Genomic DNA, 17,419 nt, shown 5'->3' on the forward strand with positions numbered 1-17,419 from the left:
GCCTGGCGCCGCAAGGCCCCGGTGGAATCCCTGATGCCGCTGCGCCTCGCCCGCTACGGCGTACCGCTGTCGGAGACCGCCCCGGCAGGCCTCGCCGCGGCCGGGATCGAGCCGGCGCTGATCCCGGCGGCACCGAGGCCGGAGCTCGACGCGGCGCATGCCACTGGTCCCACGTCGGTCACTGCGGGCGGTCGTGCCGCCGGCGCGGCGCCTGTCCCGCAGGAGGCGGCACCTCAGGGCGGGCAGCGCCCCGGGCCGGCCGGCGAGGACGCCGGGCAGCAGGCCGACGAAGCCGCAGGCGACCAGAGCCCCTGGTTCCAGATCCCCCGCGAGATCGAGTACCACGGCGGCTACGACCCCAACTACGACCCGGCCGAGCAGTACGCCCAGTGGTACGCCGAGCAGCAGGAAGCCGAGCAGTACGAGGACCAGTACCAGGAGGAGCCCCCCGCCGACGAACCCTCTTCGGAGGAGACCGGCAGCTTCCCCATCCCGGTCGGCCCGAACCGCACCCGCGAGCTGGGCGACGGCGGCGGCATCCCGGAGCCGGAGCCGACCGAGGAGGACTTCTACCTGGTCTTCCGCAAGTCGATCGACGGCAGTTACCCCACCGCCGCCCAGTTCCGGGAGGACGTGGAGGCGACGTTCGGCAGGACGCTCACCAAGGGCGAGGCCGAGCGGATGGTGAACCGCTTCTCCAACCGCTACACCGCGGAACTGCAGGACGACCACATCGCGTAGCCACGGCGACAGCAGAAGGGGCCCTCCGTGAAGAGGGCCCCTTCTGTCATACCGCTGACCGCTTACGCGCCGAGCAGCCGCCGCACCCGCTCCTGCCCCACCGCGAGCAGCAGCGTGGGCAGACGCGGGCCCGTGTCCCGCCCGACGAGCAGGTGGTAGAGCAGCGCGAAGAACGACCGCTGGGCGGTCTTGATCTCCGGCGGCAGCTCCTTGGGCGTGGCGTCGGCGGGGAACCCGGCCTGGACCTTGGGCACGCCGTAGACGAGGTGGGTCAGCCCGTCGAGCGACCAGTGCTCGGCGAGCCCGTCGAGCAGCAGCCGCAGGGACGCGCGGCCGGCGTCGTCGAGGGACTTCAGCAGCTCGGCGTCGGGCTCCTCGCGCACGATGGTGCGCTGGTCGGCGGGGACGTGGGTGTTGATCCACGCCTCGGCCTTGTCGTACCGGGGCCGTGCCTCGTCCAGGGAGGCCAGCGGGCTGGAGGGGTCCAGCTCGCTGAGGATGCGCAGCGCCTGGTCCTCGTGGCCGGCGGTGATGTCGGCGACGGAGGCCAGCGTGCGGTACGGCAGCGGGCGGGCCGTCTTCGGCAGCTCACCGGCGGCGGTGCGCACGGCGCGGGAGTGCGCGGCGACGTCGGCGGGCAGGGCCGAGCCGTCGGCGACCTTGGCGTCGAGGCGGTCCCACTCGTCGTAGAGCCGCTGGATCTCCTGGTCGAAGGCGATCTTGAAGGACTGGTTGGGCCTGCGGCGGGCGTACAGCCAGCGCAGCAGCTGCGGCTCCATGATCTTCAGCGCGTCGCCCGGGGTGGGCACGCCACCGCGCGAGGACGACATCTTCGCCATGCCGGAGATGCCGACGAAGGCGTACATGGGGCCGATGGGCTGCTTGCCGCCGAAGATGCCGACGATCTGCCCGCCGACCTGGAAGGACGAGCCCGGGGAGGAGTGGTCGACGCCGCTCGGCTCGAAGATCACGCCTTCGTAGGCCCAGCGCATCGGCCAGTCGACCTTCCAGACCAGCTTGCCGCGGTTGAACTCGCTGAGCCGGACGGTCTCGGAGAAGCCGCACGCCGTGCAGGAGTACGTCAGCTCCGTGGAGTCGTCGTCGTAGGCGGTGACGGTGGTGAGGTCCTTCTCGCAGTTGCCGCAGTACGGCTTGTACGGGAAGTACCCGGCGGAGCCGGACGAGCCGTCGTCCTCCTCGGCGGCGCCGGAGCCCTCGGCGGCCTCCAGCTCGGCCTCGTCGACCGGCTTCTGCTTCGCCTGCTGCTTCTTCTGGTCGGCCGGCTTGGGCTTGGTGCGGTACTGGGCGAGGACCGCGTCGATGTCCTGCCGGTGCTTCATGGCGTGCAGGATCTGCTCGCGGTACACGCCGGAGGTGTACTGCTCGGTCTGGCTGATCCCGTCGAACTCGACGCCGAGCTGGGCGAGCGACTCGATCATGGCCGCCTTGAAGTGCTCGGCCCAGTTCGGGTGGGGTGAGCCCTTGGGGGCGGGCACGGACGTGAGGGGCTTGCCGATGTGCTCGGCCCACGACTCGTCGATGCCGTCGATACCGGCCGGCACCTTGCGGTAGCGGTCGTAGTCGTCCCAGGAGATCAGGTGGCGCACCTGGTACCCGCGGCGGCGGATCTCGTCGGCGACCAGGTGCGGGGTCATGACCTCGCGCAGGTTGCCCAGGTGGATGGGTCCGGAGGGAGAGAGGCCGGAAGCGACGACGACCGGTTTGCCCGGGGCCCGACGCTCCGACTCCTCGATGACCTCATCCGCGAAACGGGAGACCCAGTCGGTGGTCTCGGTGCTCTGAGCCACGATCGGCACGTCCTCTTTTTCTGGAGTTCTCAGACTTCTCTGAAGTTCTCGGACGGAGTTCTCGGCCGGCGGCCGGTACGGTCGCACGGCCGCGCGCCCCCATTGTCCCAGGCCGCGGCCCAACCCGGAAAACGACTTCTCCCATCCTTGGCACAACCGTTCCCGGCACCCGCTGGTCCAACTGCTCGACGGACGGGCGGCGAAGGGGTGGGGACCATGCGGAGCGGCGGCAGACGGGCACGGATCACCGGTGCGGCGGCGGCCGCGCTGCTGCTCGGCGCCCTGGCGGCACCGGCGGCGCACGCGGCGCCGACGCAGCCGGCGGCACCGGCCGCACCAGCGGCACCGGCGGAGGCGGACGTACGGACGTCCCTGCGGCCGGAGCCGACGACCCTGGCCCCCGGCCGCTCCTTCCAGCTGAACCTGACGACGGACGTGATCACGGGCACCGTCCCGGAGCTGGCGACGGTGATCACGCTCCCGGCCGGCCTGACGTACGACCGTCCCTCGTCGCACGACGACCTGGAGTACACGCGCTGCGTCCCGTCCACGGACGGACGCACGATCACCTGCCGCTCCCTGGACGCCCCGCACGAACACGTGTGGGAGAGTCTGACCGTCCAGGTCGACCGGGACGTGGCCCCGGGCACCAACCTGCCGATCACGGCGAAGGCGGTCATCGGCGACGCGGTCGACACCAAGCCGGAGGACAACACGGCGACGGCGTCCGTGCGGGTGGCGGTGAGCGAGGACATCGGCGTCGCCTGGAAGCCGGCGAAGGCGTCGGTGAAACCTGGTGAACGGGTGGCAGCCCGGTTCGTCGTGACCAACCACGGCTCGCAGCCCGCGCAGGTCAACGCGGTGCGGTTCTGGCTGGGCTTCGACTACTGGGACGGCACCTCGACGCCCGACGACCCGGGCTGTTGGGCCGACCCGGGCGAGCTGATCTGCGACATCTGGCGGAAGCTGGATCCGGGCGAAAGCATCTCGTACGACTTCGCGTGGACGTTCCCGCAGAAGGCGGCCGGCAGCAGGTACACGATGGCGGGCTCGCTCGCCTTCCCGGACGTTCTCGACCCGGACCCGGCGAACGACAGGGACGACCTCGTCATCGCGATCGGCACGTCGTCCAAGCCGACACCGACGCCGAAGCCGACCGCCACGCCTGCACCCAAGCCGAAGCCCACGGCGAAGCCGGCCCCGGAGCCGACGCCGACCGCCTCCACGACGCCCCCCGGCACCGGCACGGGCACCGACGTCACCCCGCAGGGCGGCGGCGGAGAGCTCGCCGCGACCGGCGCCGACGGACTGACGTTGGCCGGGGCGGCGGCGACGGCCATGGCGGTGGCCGGCGGCGCGCTGGTGCTGACGGCACGCGGCCGCCGGCGGGAACACGGCTCGCGCTGAGCCCCTCCCCACCCTTTGTTCCGATCACCCGATCCCAGACAAGGACGACACATGCACCGACGTTGGGGACGCCTGTCCACCACCGTGAGCGCGGCCGCGCTGTCACTGCTGGCCGCATCGGCGACCGCGGCACAGGCGGCGCCCGCGGCGGATCCGGTCGACGTGGAGACGCACCAGTCTCTGGACCACGACACCGTCACGCCGGGCGGAACGGTCGGCGTACGCGCGAGTGCCCGTGCCGTCACCGGCCAGGTGCCCCGGCTCGCGATCCGGCTGGCGCTGCCCGCCGGAGTGACGTACCAGAGCACCCGCGACGACGCCGCGGATGCCGACTGCGCGCCGTCCGCCGACGGCCGGACCGTGACCTGCCTGCGCAAGGACGGGCACACCGACTCCCTGTCCGCCTACGTGTCGCTCAAGGTGGGCGAGGACGTGCCGGCGGGGACGGAGCTGACGTTCACCAGCACCGCCGACATCGGCGACGTGGTCGATGCCGAGCCCGGGAACAACACCGCGACGGGGAAGGTGGCGGTCCGCCGGCCGGGAGACCTCGGCATCGCCTGGCAGGCTCCGGCCGGCCCGGTGAAGCCCGGGCAGGACGTGAAGACGTCCCTGGTGGTCACCAACCACGGCCCCGGCGCGGTCCCGCTCCAGGCCGTGCGCCTGGACATGAACGACTCCTTCGGGCCCCGGACGATGGACCGTTCCTGCTGGTGGGACCCGTACCTGATCACCTGCGACGTCTTCCGTGAGCTGGCGCCGGGCGAGACGGTCACGCTGCCCTTCACCTGGAACTTCCCCGCCGAGGCCGCCGGCACCACGCAGCGCGTGCCCACCGGGCTCTACGACAGCAGCCCGCTGGACGGCAACCCGGCCAACGACAAGACCACCCTCGTCCTGAACGTCGCGAAGGGCACCGCCACCCCGACCGCCAAGCCGACGGCGACGGCTGCTCCGGCACCGACGCACTCGCCGACCGGCAGCCCCCAGCCGACGTCGACCGCCTCCGCGACGGCACCCGCCACCGGTACGGGCACCGATGCCACTCCGCAGGGCGGCAACGGTCAGCTCGCCGCGACCGGCACCGGCCCCCTCACCGCCGCCGGGGCGACAGCGGCGGCGCTCACCGTCGCGGGCGGCGCACTCGCCCTGGCACGGCGGACCCGTCGCAGGGAGCACTGAGCGGATACGCCGAAGGCGGGGCGTGGGCGCGGCGACACCGGCACTGCTGGCCGGGTCCGCACCCCGAGCGTGGGCGGCGCCAGGCTCCGGCCCGGTCGACGCGCAGGCGAGCATGGACACGACCGAGAGCAACAGCGGCCCCGGCGTGAAGACCGGCACGGAGATCTCGGCGGTGGTCGTATCCGGGCGGGTCTCGCACCTCGGTGCGCGGCTGACGCTCTCCGAGGGGGTGACCTACGTCCGCGCCCAGCCCCACGACGGCGCCCACGGCATCCTCAACAACAACGCCGACTGCACTGCCGTGGCGGGGGCGGCGGTGGCCGTCACCGGCGGCGCACTGCTCCTGCGAACGACGGGCCCGCCGCTCCCGCTGACGCCGTGCGCCCGCCGCGAGCCCGGAAAACGGTTTTACCCCCCATGGGATACTGGCCGTGTCCACGAACCCCACGAGGAGAACGGCACCCATTCCTATGGCCTCGGTCACGTCCCTCACCGCTTCCGTCCACCAGCGCCTCGCGTCCGCGCTGTCGGCTGCCCTTCCCGAGGCCGCCGGCGCCGACCCGCTGCTGCGACGAAGCGACCGGGCGGACTACCAGGCCAACGGCATCCTCGCCCTGGCGAAGAAGGCCAAGGCCAACCCGCGGGAGCTGGCCACGCAGGTCGTCGCGCAGGTGACCACCGGTGACCTGATCCAGGACATCGAGGTCTCCGGCCCCGGCTTCCTCAACGTCACGATCACCGACCGGGCGATCACCGAGAACCTCGCCGCGCGCGCCGCCGACACCGACGGCCGTCTGGGCGTGCCGCGGACCGAGCAGCCCGGCACGACGGTCGTCGACTACGCGCAGCCGAACGTGGCCAAGGAGATGCACGTCGGTCACCTGCGCTCCGCGGTGATCGGCGACTCGGTGGTGCAGCTGCTCGAGTTCACCGGCGAGAACGTCGTGCGCCGGCACCACATCGGCGACTGGGGCACCCAGTTCGGCATGCTCATCCAGTACCTGGACGAGCACCCGCACGAGCTGGACCACAGCGGCGCCGAGGTGTCCGGCGAGGAGGCGATGTCCAACCTGGACCGCCTGTACAAGGCCGCGCGCCGCAAGTTCGACTCCGACGAGGAGTTCAAGACGCGCGCCCGCCGCCGGGTGGTGGACCTGCAGGCCGGTGAACCGCACACCCTCGCCATGTGGCAGAAGTTCGTGGACGAGTCGAAGATCTACTTCTTCTCCGTCTTCGAGAAGCTGGACATGGAGGTCCGCGACCCCGACATCGTCGGCGAGTCCGGCTACAACGACATGCTCGCGGAGACCTGCCGACTCCTGGAGGAGTCCGGCGTGGCGGTCCGCAGCGAGGGCGCCCTGTGCGTGTTCTTCGACGACATCAAGGGCCCGGACGGCAACCCGGTCCCGCTGATCGTGCAGAAGTCCGACGGCGGCTACGGCTACGCGGCCACCGACCTCTCCGCGATCCGCGACCGTGTCTTCAACCTGAAGGCGAACACGCTCCTCTACGTCGTCGACGCCCGCCAGTCCCTGCACTTCAAGATGGTCTTCGAGACCGCGCGCAAGGCCGGCTGGCTGAACGACGACGTGAAGGCGCACCAGCTGGCGTTCGGCACGGTGCTCGGCAAGGACGGCAAGCCGTTCAAGACGCGTGAGGGCGAGACGGTCCGCCTGGTCGACCTGCTCGACGAGGCGATCGACCGCGCGTCGGCCGTCGTCCGGGAGAAGGCACAGGACCTCTCGGAGGAGGAGATCGCCGAGCGGGGTGCCCAGGTGGGCATCGGCGCGGTGAAGTACGCGGACCTGTCGACGTCGGCGAACCGGGACTACAAGTTCGACCTGGACCAGATGGTCTCGCTGAACGGCGACACGAGCGTCTACCTCCAGTACGCCTACGCCCGCATCCAGTCCATCCTCCGCAAGGCCGGCGAGGTCCGCCCGGCGGCCCACCCGGAGCTGGAGCTGCACGCGGCGGAGCGCGCGCTGGGCCTGCACGTGGACGCGTTCGCGGAGGTCGTGGCGGAAGCGGCGGCGGAGTACGCCCCGCACAAGATGACGGCGTACCTGTACCAGCTGGCGTCGCTCTACACGACGTTCTACGACAAGTGCCCGGTGCTGAAGGCGGAGACGCCGGAGCAGGTTCAGAACCGCCTGTTCCTGTGCGACGTGACGGCGAAGACGCTGCACCAGGGGATGGCCCTGCTGGGGATCCGGACGCCTGAGCGGCTCTGACGCCGACTGCTCCGACCCAGAGCACGACCGACGGCCCCGCCGGGACATGGTGTCCCGGCGGGGCCGTCGGTGTTGGAGCGGCGCTGTGGCCGGCACCAGCCTTACGCGGAACCCTCGGCTGAGGTGTCCCAGCCGAGGGTTCCGCAGTGATTGCTCGCCTTACCTGTCGGTCACGAGGTGCTGAGCCTTCCTACCAGGGCGGGAGGGGCAGGCCCCCCGCCCTTCTCGGCTCGAGGAACTCCTCTCTGAACACCTCAAGCGAGGCTCTGAGGAGAGGAATCTCGATCTCAGGACGGATGAAGCTCAGGCGGGCGGAATTACTGTCGAATCGGAATTCGAGCAGTAGCTCACCTCTCACCCCGTCGGACATCTCGACGACTTCCATGGACTCGAACTCGTCGTGGTCGCTCAGGATGATCAGAGCAGCGTACTCGCGGCCCTGAACGGAGAACTTTCTCATAGCCATCCCTCGAACTGGACTCCGCCACCGCGCATACTCCACCGAGCACCACGCCCTGTGACGTCATCCATGATCTCGAGCACCGATCCGCCGTAGTGGGCCGATGCGGAACTGATGGTTCTGGTGGCATTCGGATTACCCAGCAGCTCACCCAGCAGCTCCGCTCCGCCTCTGTTGACGTCACCCTTGTCGTTCAGACGGTTGGCCCCTCGCAGGAACGGCTCGTACTTGGCCACGTGCTCCGGAGTCCGCTTGACCGGGTCGGTGTGCTTCTGCAGAGCGCGCCCCGCCTCAGTCAGATGGTATTCGTACTGGAAGGGCTTGCCACCCTTCGGCGGGATGGGCCGCAGTGCGGCCGCGCCCAGGTCCAGGTCCGTGGCATCCGCAAGGTCATTGCAGTTGTGGACGAGGACGGAGGTGCCGGCCGCCACGACGTAGTACGTATGGACGTCGGACACCGTCAGGTTGTGCACGGTGGTGTCGTGGGCCGTCCAGCGTTCCAGAGCGGCGATCTGGACGTACGTGCCCGCGCTGGTCTGCAGCCACTCGCCGGCCTTGAGGTCGGTGGCCTTGATCCAGGTGTGCAGCTCGGGAACCCAGAAGGGGTGGCCGTCGGTCGCGGTGACCTGGGCCGTCTTGCCGCCCTTCTTTCCGTCCACGTCGATCGTGACCTTGACCAGGTGCTTCAGGCCGTGGCCCTTGATCTCGGCCGTGACCGTCTCGATCCGGCGCTCGCCGGTCTTCGGGTCGGTGGTGACGATCTTGTCGCCGGTCTTGACCTTCTCGATCGGCTTGGTGGTGCCGTCGGCCATGAGGACCTTGGTGCCGGGGACGAAGCTGTTGCACGTCCCGCCGCTCTCGCCGCCCTCAGCCTTGCCCGAGCCGCCGCTGCCGCTGGTTCCGCCGTTGCTCTTGGAGGAGCCGCCGGACTTGCCGCCGGGCTTGGAACCGCCGCTGCTGCCGCCGCCCTTGCCGCCACCGCCACCGCGGGTGTGGGACGACACCTTCGGGGCCGCCTGGGCCTGGGCTGCCTTGTGCCGGGGGTTACCCGTCTTTCGGGCTGCCTCGGCCGCCTTGTCGGCGGTCCTCTTGGCGGCTTCGGCCGCTCTCTTCTTCGCTCGTTGCGCCGCCAGCTTCTTGGCGCGTTCGATCGCGAGTTTCTTGGCTCTCAGCGCGGCCCGTTCAGCTGCCTTGGCCGCCTTCAGGACGAGCTCGGCCGCTTTCTTGGCCGCCTTGAACGACTCGACCGCCTTGATGGTCCGCTTGACGGCCTTGATGACGGACGGGATCTTGCCCAGCTTGGTCCACGGGATGGCGTCGACCGCGATGCTGATGCAGGACCACATGTCACCGCCGAAGCACGCCATGGCGTCGTTGATGCCGATGAAGTCCTTCAGCGTCTCCCACGCCACGGCCAGGATCACCGAGGTGAGGGACTTGCCCTGCATCGCCTGCGCCTGCGCGACCTGCGCCGCGGACAGACCCGCGCCCGCGAGGGCTGCGGCCCGCTCGGAAGCGGTCAGCGCGATGGACAGACCCGACGGGTCGGAGAACGTCACGGGGTTGTTGTGCGCGTACTCGTACCCATTGGACTGAAGGACGTCGTTCAGGTCCAGCACCGGGTCGACGGACAGGAAGCGTCCGACCACCGGGTCGTACAGACGAGCGCCGAGAGGCACGAAGCCGGAGCTGTCATCGTTCGCCGCACCCAGGAACCCTGCGTGCTGCTGCCGGTTGACGCCGGCCGTGTCCGTACCGCGCTGGTTGCCGAACGGGTCCTGCTTGCGGATCCGGACCGACATGCCGCCGTCCAGGGCGACCTCGGCGTACGGGCTGCCCTGATGGTCACCGGTGATGGCGACCAGCTTGTCGGCGCCGGTGCCGTAGGCGTAGCGCATGACCGCGCCGCCGGGGGCGTCGTAGGTGCGCTGGGTGTTGACGAGGACGCCGCCCTTCTGGACGGTGACCTCGGCATCCCCGAGGGTCAGCGTGGCCTGCTTCCCCTTGATGGTCAGCAGACGCTGTCCATCGGAGCCGTAGATGTAGCGGGTGTCGTTCTGCGGCGCCCACAGCTGCTCGGCCTTGGTGGCGTCGCAGGTGGCGAGCACGATCGGGGTCGAGTTCGCCGAGTTGGCGCCCTGGACCGACAAGCACAGGCCCGAAGCCACGTGGGTGAGCTGACCGGAGGCGTTGCGCTTGAGCTCCTGGCCGGCCGTGCCGTTGCACTTCTGGATCTGGACCGCGGATCCGGCGGTGTTGCCGGTGGGCTGGACGCACCAGTTGTCGTAGACGTTCAGCGTGCCCTGGTCGGGACTGGTCCCGCCCGGGGTCTGGCTGAAGCGCCAGTTCTGCGCCGGGGAGGCGTTGCAGCCGTACAGCTGGAGCGCGGTACCGGCCACAGCCAGACCGCCCTTGAGGTCCAGGCACTTGTCGGCGAGACCCACATACGGAGTCTTGCCACCCGTGCCCGCACCCGTGATGCGGTCGACCTGACCGTCCCAGGTCCAGGACAGCGACTGCTTGTCGCCGTTCTGGACGGAGGTGATGCTCTTGGTCTCGCCGGTGAGCTCGTACAGACGCTCCGCCTCGGCCTTGACCTGCGCGCCGGCCGGCGTGGTGTAGGTCTTCGACACCTTGCTCAGCGTGTGCGGCTGAGAGCCGTCGGCCTTGCCGTAGGCGTAGGTACTGGTGGCGTCCTTGGCGGTGTTGCCGGTGAGGTCCTTCTCGGTCAGCTTGGTGCGGTTGCCGAGCAGGTCGTACTCGTACTCCTGCCAGTAGCCGGACTTGTCGGTGCCCGGTGCCACGTTCAGCGAGCCGTCGGCGTTCTTCGGGGCGGTGCAGGCGTTCTGGTCCTTGGAGGTCCAGGCCGTCTTCAGCTCGCCCAGCGGGTTGTAGGCGAAGCACTGGCGCTCGTCGATACCGGTCGCCGACTCCTTGATGGAGGTGACGTTGCCGGACGGGTCGTAGGTGTACGACCGCTTGGAGACGAGGTTGCCGGAGACGAGGGACTGGTCGTCGCTCTTCTCGCGGTAGACCTGCTGGTCCTTCAGCTCACCGCTGGACTCGTCGAAGGTGTTCTGCGTCCATACGCGGTAGGGCTGGGCACCGAGCGTGGAGCGCAGCACCTGACCGTAGGGGTCGTAGGCCGTCTCCGAGCCGTACCAGTCCTTGCCGGAGATCGAGAGCGGCTTGCCGTCCTTGTTGTATCGGACGACCAGCTTCTCGGAGTCGAGCTTGCCGATTTTCGGCAGCGTGGACTCTTCGAGTACACCGTTGTCGGCGTACTTGTAGGAGTAGGTGTAGGAGGAGTCCAGGCCCCAGGTGGAGGCCAGGGTGGTGGGCAGGGTCAGCGTGGTCGAGGTCGGCTGGTAGTCCTTGGTGTAGCCGTCGACCTGCTGCGTGTAGGCCTCACCGTCGGTGTAGCGGGTGGCGGTGTAGGGCATTCCCTTGCCGCCGGGCGCCAAGTCGTAGGTGAGCTGGGACAGCAGCGTGCCGTTGGCGTCGTTCAGGCGCTGCTCGGTCGGCCGGGACAGCTGGTCGTAGCCGTTCCAGACGGTGACGCCGCGGGCGTTGGTCGTGGTGAGGACGCGGTCGTGACTGTCGTAGGAAGTCCGCGTGGTGCCCGTGTCCGGGTCGGTGGCGGAGTCCTGACGGCCGCGGTGGTCGTACGTCCACGTCCACGGGTGCGTGGTGTCGGCGGAGTTGGTCGCCTTCACCAGCTGGCCGAGCGCGTCGTAGGAGTAGCGCATCGACGTGAAGCCGCCGGGCGCGTCCGGGTTGAAGGTGTCGACCCGGGACGTGCGGCCGAGGGCGTCGGTGAAGACCTGGTAGGAGGAGGTTCCCTGGGGGTTGACCACCTTGGACCAGTCGAGGCCGTACTCGTACTTGGTGGCCCGCTCCGGGACCTCCTTGGACTGGGTCTCGTTGGTCAGGGGGTCGGTGACCTTGAGGACCGGGGTCTCCTGGAGTACGCGGCCGGAGCCGTCGTAGGTGTAGCGGGTGATGTTGGGGACCTGGGTGTCGGCCTCCGGGGAGAACAGCTCGCCGGGCTTGGCCTCGTAGGTCAGGTAGGCGTTGTTGGTCTGCCAGACCTCACCGGAGCTGTTGTACAGCGTGTCGGTGATCAGCCAGCCGGCGCCGTCGGCCTCCTCCTGCTTCTGACGTTCACGGCCGAGGCCGTCGTAGATCGTGACGGAGGTGTCGATCTTGTCGTTGTAGCCGCGCGAGTAGGTGGTGACGTAGGACGGCTTGCGGTCCTCGCCCTCCACGTACGGCGGGACGGTGTAGACGGCGCGGAAGTCCGGCACCGCGGTGTCGGACGGTGCGCGGTCCGCCGCCCACGCCTTCTCGACCCGACCCAGCGGGTCGAACTCGGCCTGCGTGACGTGGTTGTTCGCATCCGTCGTCTTCAGGGTCGTGCCGCGGCCCGGCTCGATCTCCCGCGTCTCGGAGTGACCGACCGAGTTGGTCTCGGTGATCTTGAAGACCTGGCCGGTGGCCGGCTCGTAGGTGAGGAGGGCCGAGGTCTTGTGGTCCTCGTCGGTTGTGCGGGTGACGCGGCCGATGGCGTCGAACTCGGTGGTGCCGTCGGACTGCCAGCCGGTACCGGTGCCGTTGATCGACCAGGTCTCGGACGCCTCGCCCTCGGTCGTGTCGGCGAGCGCAACGCCGTAGCCCTGACCGTCGTACGCCGTACGGGTGCCACCGCTCAGCGTGGACAGATTCGTGAAGTCCGCGGCCGCACACGTCGTCGGCGACACCAGCAGCTGCTTGGTGAGCCCGATGATGTTCTTGGCGGTGTTGTGGATGTACTCGGACTTGGTGCAGGACTCGTCGCCGGTTTTGCCCGTGTCACCGAGGGATTCCACCAGGACGGGCAGTCCGTAGGTGGATTCGTAGGTGGTGTGGGTCTTGACGATCCGCTCGGTGCGGTTGTCGTCGCTGTTGGTGCCCGAGGACTTGGTGTAGGCGATCTCGTCGGGCTCGGTGACGCGCCAGGCGCGCAGCGGGTCGAGGCCGTCGTCGCGGTCGCGGTGGGCCAGCTCGGTGGCCTCGGGGACGGTGATCGAGCGGGAGACCCAGGCGGTGTCGGCGTCGTCGGCGTTGTCGTAGTCGAGTTCTTCGGCGATGCGGCCGGCGAAGGCTTCGCGGTCCTTGGCGATCTCGGTGCCGGTGATGTCCTTCACGGACACGGTGTCACCCATGCCGCGGAAGTACCGGGTCACGGCCTTGGAGCGCTTGGAGCCGATCGTCGCGTCGTCGGTGCCGGTGATGACCGTGGTCTGCTCGACGCCTGCGAACTGCGAATACGTGCGCGTGGACTTCTTCGTGAATTCCTGGTCGGCGAGCTTCCAGCCCGGGTTCTTGTACTGGTAGGCCGTCTTCGTGGCGAACGCGCCGTCGACGTTGGGGAGTTCCTCGATGGAGTCCACGACGTACTTGTGGAACCAGTCGATGTCCTCGACCTCGGGGTCCGGCGCCCAGAAGGAGGGGTAGCACAGGCGGGTGTTCGCCTTCAGCCCGGCGGTGTCCTTCTTGTCCGGCAGGCCTGTGCCACTCGCGCAGTCACCCTCGGGCTTCTTGTACGTGACGACCGTCTCGCCGCCGTACTCGTTGATGACGCGCGCGATCCGCAGCCGGGAGAAACCGGGGCGGGGGTCGTTGGGGCGCATCACCCGGTTGGGCATGTCCTCGGCGTTGGACTCGAAACGCACCGCGTTCATGGTGACGCTCTTGTCCGTGCTGCCGTTGCGGGCGTAGCCGGTGCGCTGCACCGACTCCAGCCACAGGGCCGTGTTCGGGCCGGTCTTCAGCACGGGGAAGCTCTGGGTGAGCGTGTAGCGGTCCACGACCTGGCGGGCGGTGGTGTCCGTGCGGCGCTGCGCGGAGGTCTGGATCTGGGTGAGCCGCTTGCGGCTCCAGAAGGAGGGACCCGCGTTCCAGCACTTCGTCTTGTACGTCGAGGTGACCTGCTTGCAGTTCAGGTCGGCCGGGGTGTCGTACCAGATGCGGTACTTGCCCGGGTCCTTGTCCTCGAAGTTCGCGTCCGAGCAGGTCAGGGTACCCTCGGGCAGGCAGCGCTCGGCGACGGTGAAGTTCACCCGCGCCGGAGCCGTCGCGGAGAACAGGGTGTCCTTGCGCTGGCCGTAGTCGATGTGGTCCAGCCAGCCGTCACGGTCGTAGACGACCGGCGCCTTGAAGTCGAAGTTGCGGGCGTAGTAGTTCTGCGCCTTCTTCCACCACAAGGACATCGCGTTGCCGTGGATGTCCTCGACGTAGTCGAGGTTCCAGCGCCAGCCCTGGGTGCACCACGAGTGGGCCCAGTCACCGGCCTTGTAGCAGTCCTCACCCTCGTGGTTGCCGTACACCGGCACGTTCAGCACCGAGTCGGTCGTCGGCTGGCCCGACGCCCAACCGGGAAGCTTGTTCATGCCGAAGTAGTAGCGGGTGCCGTCGCGGGTGGTGACGACCCAGTACTCGCCGTTGCGGGCGCCGTTGGCGTTGTCCGTGTCGGTGAGGCGCTCGATCTTCGAACCGTCGCCGTTGGCGGTGAACCACTTGCCCTGGGTCTTGTCCCAGACCAGCTCCGTGGTCATCCCGCCCAGCGACAGCGTCGCGTTGTCCGAACCCCAGCACAGATCCGCCGTGCGGTGCGTCTTGTTGTTCGACCCGTCCTTCTTGGAGTCCTCGCGGCAGTTCGCGTACGTGCGGGTGATCGAGCCGGGGTTGTAGTCCCAGCCGTCACCGACCCACGAGGCCTGGTTGTTCGTCGCCGACGTACGGCCGTCCACCGACTGCGAGGAGTAGCCCAGGGAGATCTTCGGCATCAGACCACCGGCGGTCTCCGGCACCTGCACGTCATAGGAGTACGTGAACGCACCCGACGACGAGCCCGCCGCCCACGCACCCGACGACAGCAGCGGGGAGGCGGTGAAGTCACCGGACGCCGAAGCGCCCGTGTCCATCGCGCCGATCACCTGCGGACCGGAAGCATCGACGACCGGCAGGACGTCACCGCTGCGGTAGGCAGCCGTACGCGCTCCGGACTGCGTGACCCCGGCGTTGCCGCCCAGCAGGTCACCGACCGGCACGGAACCGGTCAGGATCTTCCGCTTGGACGCCTTCTTCGCGGCCTTGGTCTTCGTCGGCGCCTTGTCCGCCGCGACGACCTTCACCGAGGAGCGCAGCCGCTCGGGCTGCACGTCCGTCTTGCCCGACATGGTGGTCGTGCCGGCGTCCGTGGCACAGTCACCCGTGTCCGGGGAGTCCATGACACAGTTCGGCAGCAGGACGAGGCCGAAACGGTCGGCGGCCTGGGGGCCGTACAGGTCGGCGAAGCTCGTGGTGTCCACCGCGATGGAGACCTGCGCGGCCGGGTCGGCGTCGGCCGGCGGCGTGACCTTCATGATCATGCCGGAGACGTTCGCGTCCTGCGACGCCGTCGGCGCCGCCAGATCGACCTTCCACGTACCGTCGATCGCCGCCGGATCGGTGCCCGCGGGCACACCCACCGCGATGGGCAGGTCGTCGACCGGGACCGTGGTGCCCGGCGTGGCGTCCGCCGCGAGCGTGGCGACACCGGTGTCCGCCGCCCACGGCGTGACCGCCGTCGGAGCGTACGGGTCGATGGGCACCTCGGGCGCCGTGGTGAGGTTCTTCTCCGCTTCCTCGTCCGCGTCCAGCGCGGTGGGCTCGGGCAGATCCGGGAGCTTGACCTCCTCCCGGTTCATGCCGGGGCCGGGTATCGCCCAGGCCTCCGTACCGAGACTGCTCACCAACAAGGCCGAGGACAACAAAAGGACGGTCGCCGCGCGGCTTTGCCGGCGGCGCCGTCGTTGTGACTCCGTCATGACCAGGCGTTTCCGCCCCAGCCACGACGGTGGACTATCAGCGCGCATACGCGTCGACCCCACCAAGGCATGCAAGAAAAACGACAGATGGAATCCGCACCCTCTGTCATGGCCCCCACACGCTTCAACGTCGATTCAGGAAGGTTCCCGCGACCCATGTGATCTGCGGCACCGGACGAGAACTGACGGATGGTCACCTTCATGGATAAGTCGACAAGATCATCATGAGTGACGCCTATGACCGCACATCAGGTGATCAAAAGCCGCACTTGGGGCATGGTCAAGGCGGAGTCATGCTTTCCTCAATCGATCGTCACAACTTCATAAATTCTTCATACGTGGACTGGATGTGCCGAACGTGTGATCGTGTGCGCGACCTTGCCCCGCGGCCTGCCGACCGGGGCCGTTCGTGCTGTCCGTATCCGCTTGGTCCACACGGGAGTAGATCGCCGCCGTGTCCGCGCCGCATCGTTTTCTCAGCCCCTTCGTGCGCACGCGCACCAGGCTGGCTGTCACCCTCGGCCTCGTACTGGCCGCCCTGACCGCAGCCCTGTTGCCCTGGTGGCAACCCGACGACGCTCCACCACCCGAAGCCGGCAGAGCCACCGATGCGCGGCCGGCCTCGACGGGCCCGCGGGACGAGAAGTCCGCGCAGGCCGAGGCCAGGCGCACCGGCAAGCAGGTCCTGATCGACACCGCGACCACCGCGACGTCGCAGACCTGGGCGCTGCCGAACGGCAAGTTGCGCACGCGGATGACGGCGACGCCGATGCGGGCGAGGACCGGATCGGGTGTGTGGGCGGCGATCGACAACCGGCTGCGCCGGGTGGACAACGCCCCGCGCAATCTGGGTGTCCAGCCCGTCAACGCCGCCCAGCCGATCCGCTTCTCCAGCGGCACCAAGCCGGCGCACGCGGACCGTTCCTTCGCCCGCGCGCCCCTCGCCGAGGGCCGGGACACGGTGCTGGCCGAGGTCGACATCGCCGGGCACACCGTCGCCTACACCTGGCCCGGTGCTCTGCCCGAGCCGGTGCTGGACGGCCCGCGTGCCCTGTACTCGGAGGTCCTTCCCGGGGTCGACCTGCTCCTGGTCGCCCGTGAGGAGGGCGGCTTCGCGCAGCTGCTCATCGTGAAGAACAAGGAAGCCGCGCAGTCCAAGGCGCTGGCCACCCTCTCCTACGGTCTGCGGTCCAAGACGGCCGTCTTCCACCACGACGTGGCCACTGGCCGCATCCTGGTGCAGGACAAGGCGGGCAAGGAACTCGGTTCCATCCCGACGCCGTTCGCGTGGGACTCCAACGGCCGTGACCCCGAGCTCGACGAGGGCAGGGGCACCCCGCGCACCTCCACCGCCTCCCCGGCCGACGTCCTGAAGCTCTCCGGTCTGTCCGGTATCGAGCCCGGCGCTCACAGCGCCCCCATGCCCGTCGACCTCAAGGGAGACGGCACCGGCACCACCCAGCTCGACCTGCACGCCACCGACACGGGTCTGTTCACGAAGGCCGACACGAAGTACCCCGTCTTCGTCGACCCGACCCTGAACAGCGGCTGGCTGGCCTGGACCGTGGCCTACAAGCCGTACCCGAACTCGAGCTTCTGGAACGGCACGAACTTCTCCTCCGGCACCTCCGACGCCCGTGTGGGCTACGAGAGCGAGACCGGCGGCACCGCCCGCTCGTTCTGGCGGATGAACTACAGCACCAGCCTCAAGGGCGCCACGATCTCCTCGGCGACCTT

6 protein-coding genes and 2 pseudogenes are annotated in these 17,419 nt (G+C 69.2%); 5 read left to right on the forward strand and 3 right to left on the reverse strand.

Translation table 11 applies throughout. From position 1 onward, the window contains the following. Positions 1-741: pseudogene (locus ACF1GV_RS41845) on the forward strand (hypothetical protein); the annotation flags it as partial. 62 nt (positions 742-803) lie between these two features. On the opposite strand, the gene lysS reads toward ACF1GV_RS41845, so the two are convergent. Beyond that, on the reverse strand, positions 804-2,558 hold the full coding sequence (gene lysS, locus ACF1GV_RS41850; protein WP_391692312.1) for a lysine--tRNA ligase: 1,755 nt from the start codon (positions 2,556-2,558) through the stop codon (positions 804-806). A 207-nt stretch (positions 2,559-2,765) separates the two neighbouring features. On the opposite strand from lysS, the gene ACF1GV_RS41855 reads away from it, so the two are divergent. The 3 genes from ACF1GV_RS41855 to argS all read left to right on the forward strand — a co-directional run bounded on the left by ACF1GV_RS41855 (position 2,766) and on the right by argS (position 7,372). Further along, entirely contained in the window at positions 2,766-3,956 is a 1,191-nt protein-coding gene (locus tag ACF1GV_RS41855) for a hypothetical protein (RefSeq protein WP_391692314.1), read from the forward strand. 51 nt (positions 3,957-4,007) lie between these two features. Then, on the forward strand, positions 4,008-5,138 hold the full coding sequence (locus tag ACF1GV_RS41860; protein ID WP_391692316.1) for a hypothetical protein: 1,131 nt from the start codon (positions 4,008-4,010) through the stop codon (positions 5,136-5,138). A gap of 470 nt (positions 5,139-5,608) precedes the next feature. Beyond that, complete coding sequence (gene argS, locus ACF1GV_RS41865; RefSeq protein ID WP_391692322.1) at positions 5,609-7,372, forward strand: arginine--tRNA ligase; 1,764 nt, start codon at positions 5,609-5,611, stop codon at positions 7,370-7,372. 190 nt (positions 7,373-7,562) lie between these two features. Here argS and ACF1GV_RS41870 read toward each other — a convergent pair whose 3' ends face one another. Beyond that, a complete protein-coding gene (locus tag ACF1GV_RS41870; protein WP_391692318.1) occupies positions 7,563-7,832 on the reverse strand; it encodes a hypothetical protein in 270 nt (89 codons plus the stop codon). After that, a complete protein-coding gene (locus ACF1GV_RS41875; RefSeq protein WP_391692320.1) occupies positions 7,829-15,562 on the reverse strand; it encodes a ricin-type beta-trefoil lectin domain protein in 7,734 nt (2,577 codons plus the stop codon). The genes ACF1GV_RS41870 and ACF1GV_RS41875 overlap by 4 nt, the downstream gene beginning before the upstream one ends. Positions 15,563-16,136: 574 nt before the next feature. Here ACF1GV_RS41875 and ACF1GV_RS41880 point away from each other — a divergent pair. Beyond that, positions 16,137-17,419 (forward strand): annotated as a pseudogene (locus tag ACF1GV_RS41880) (hypothetical protein); the annotation flags it as partial.

Origin of the sequence: Streptomyces sp. NPDC014006 (assembly GCF_043088925.1) — a bacterium.
Lineage (GTDB): Bacteria > Actinomycetota > Actinomycetes > Streptomycetales > Streptomycetaceae > Streptomyces.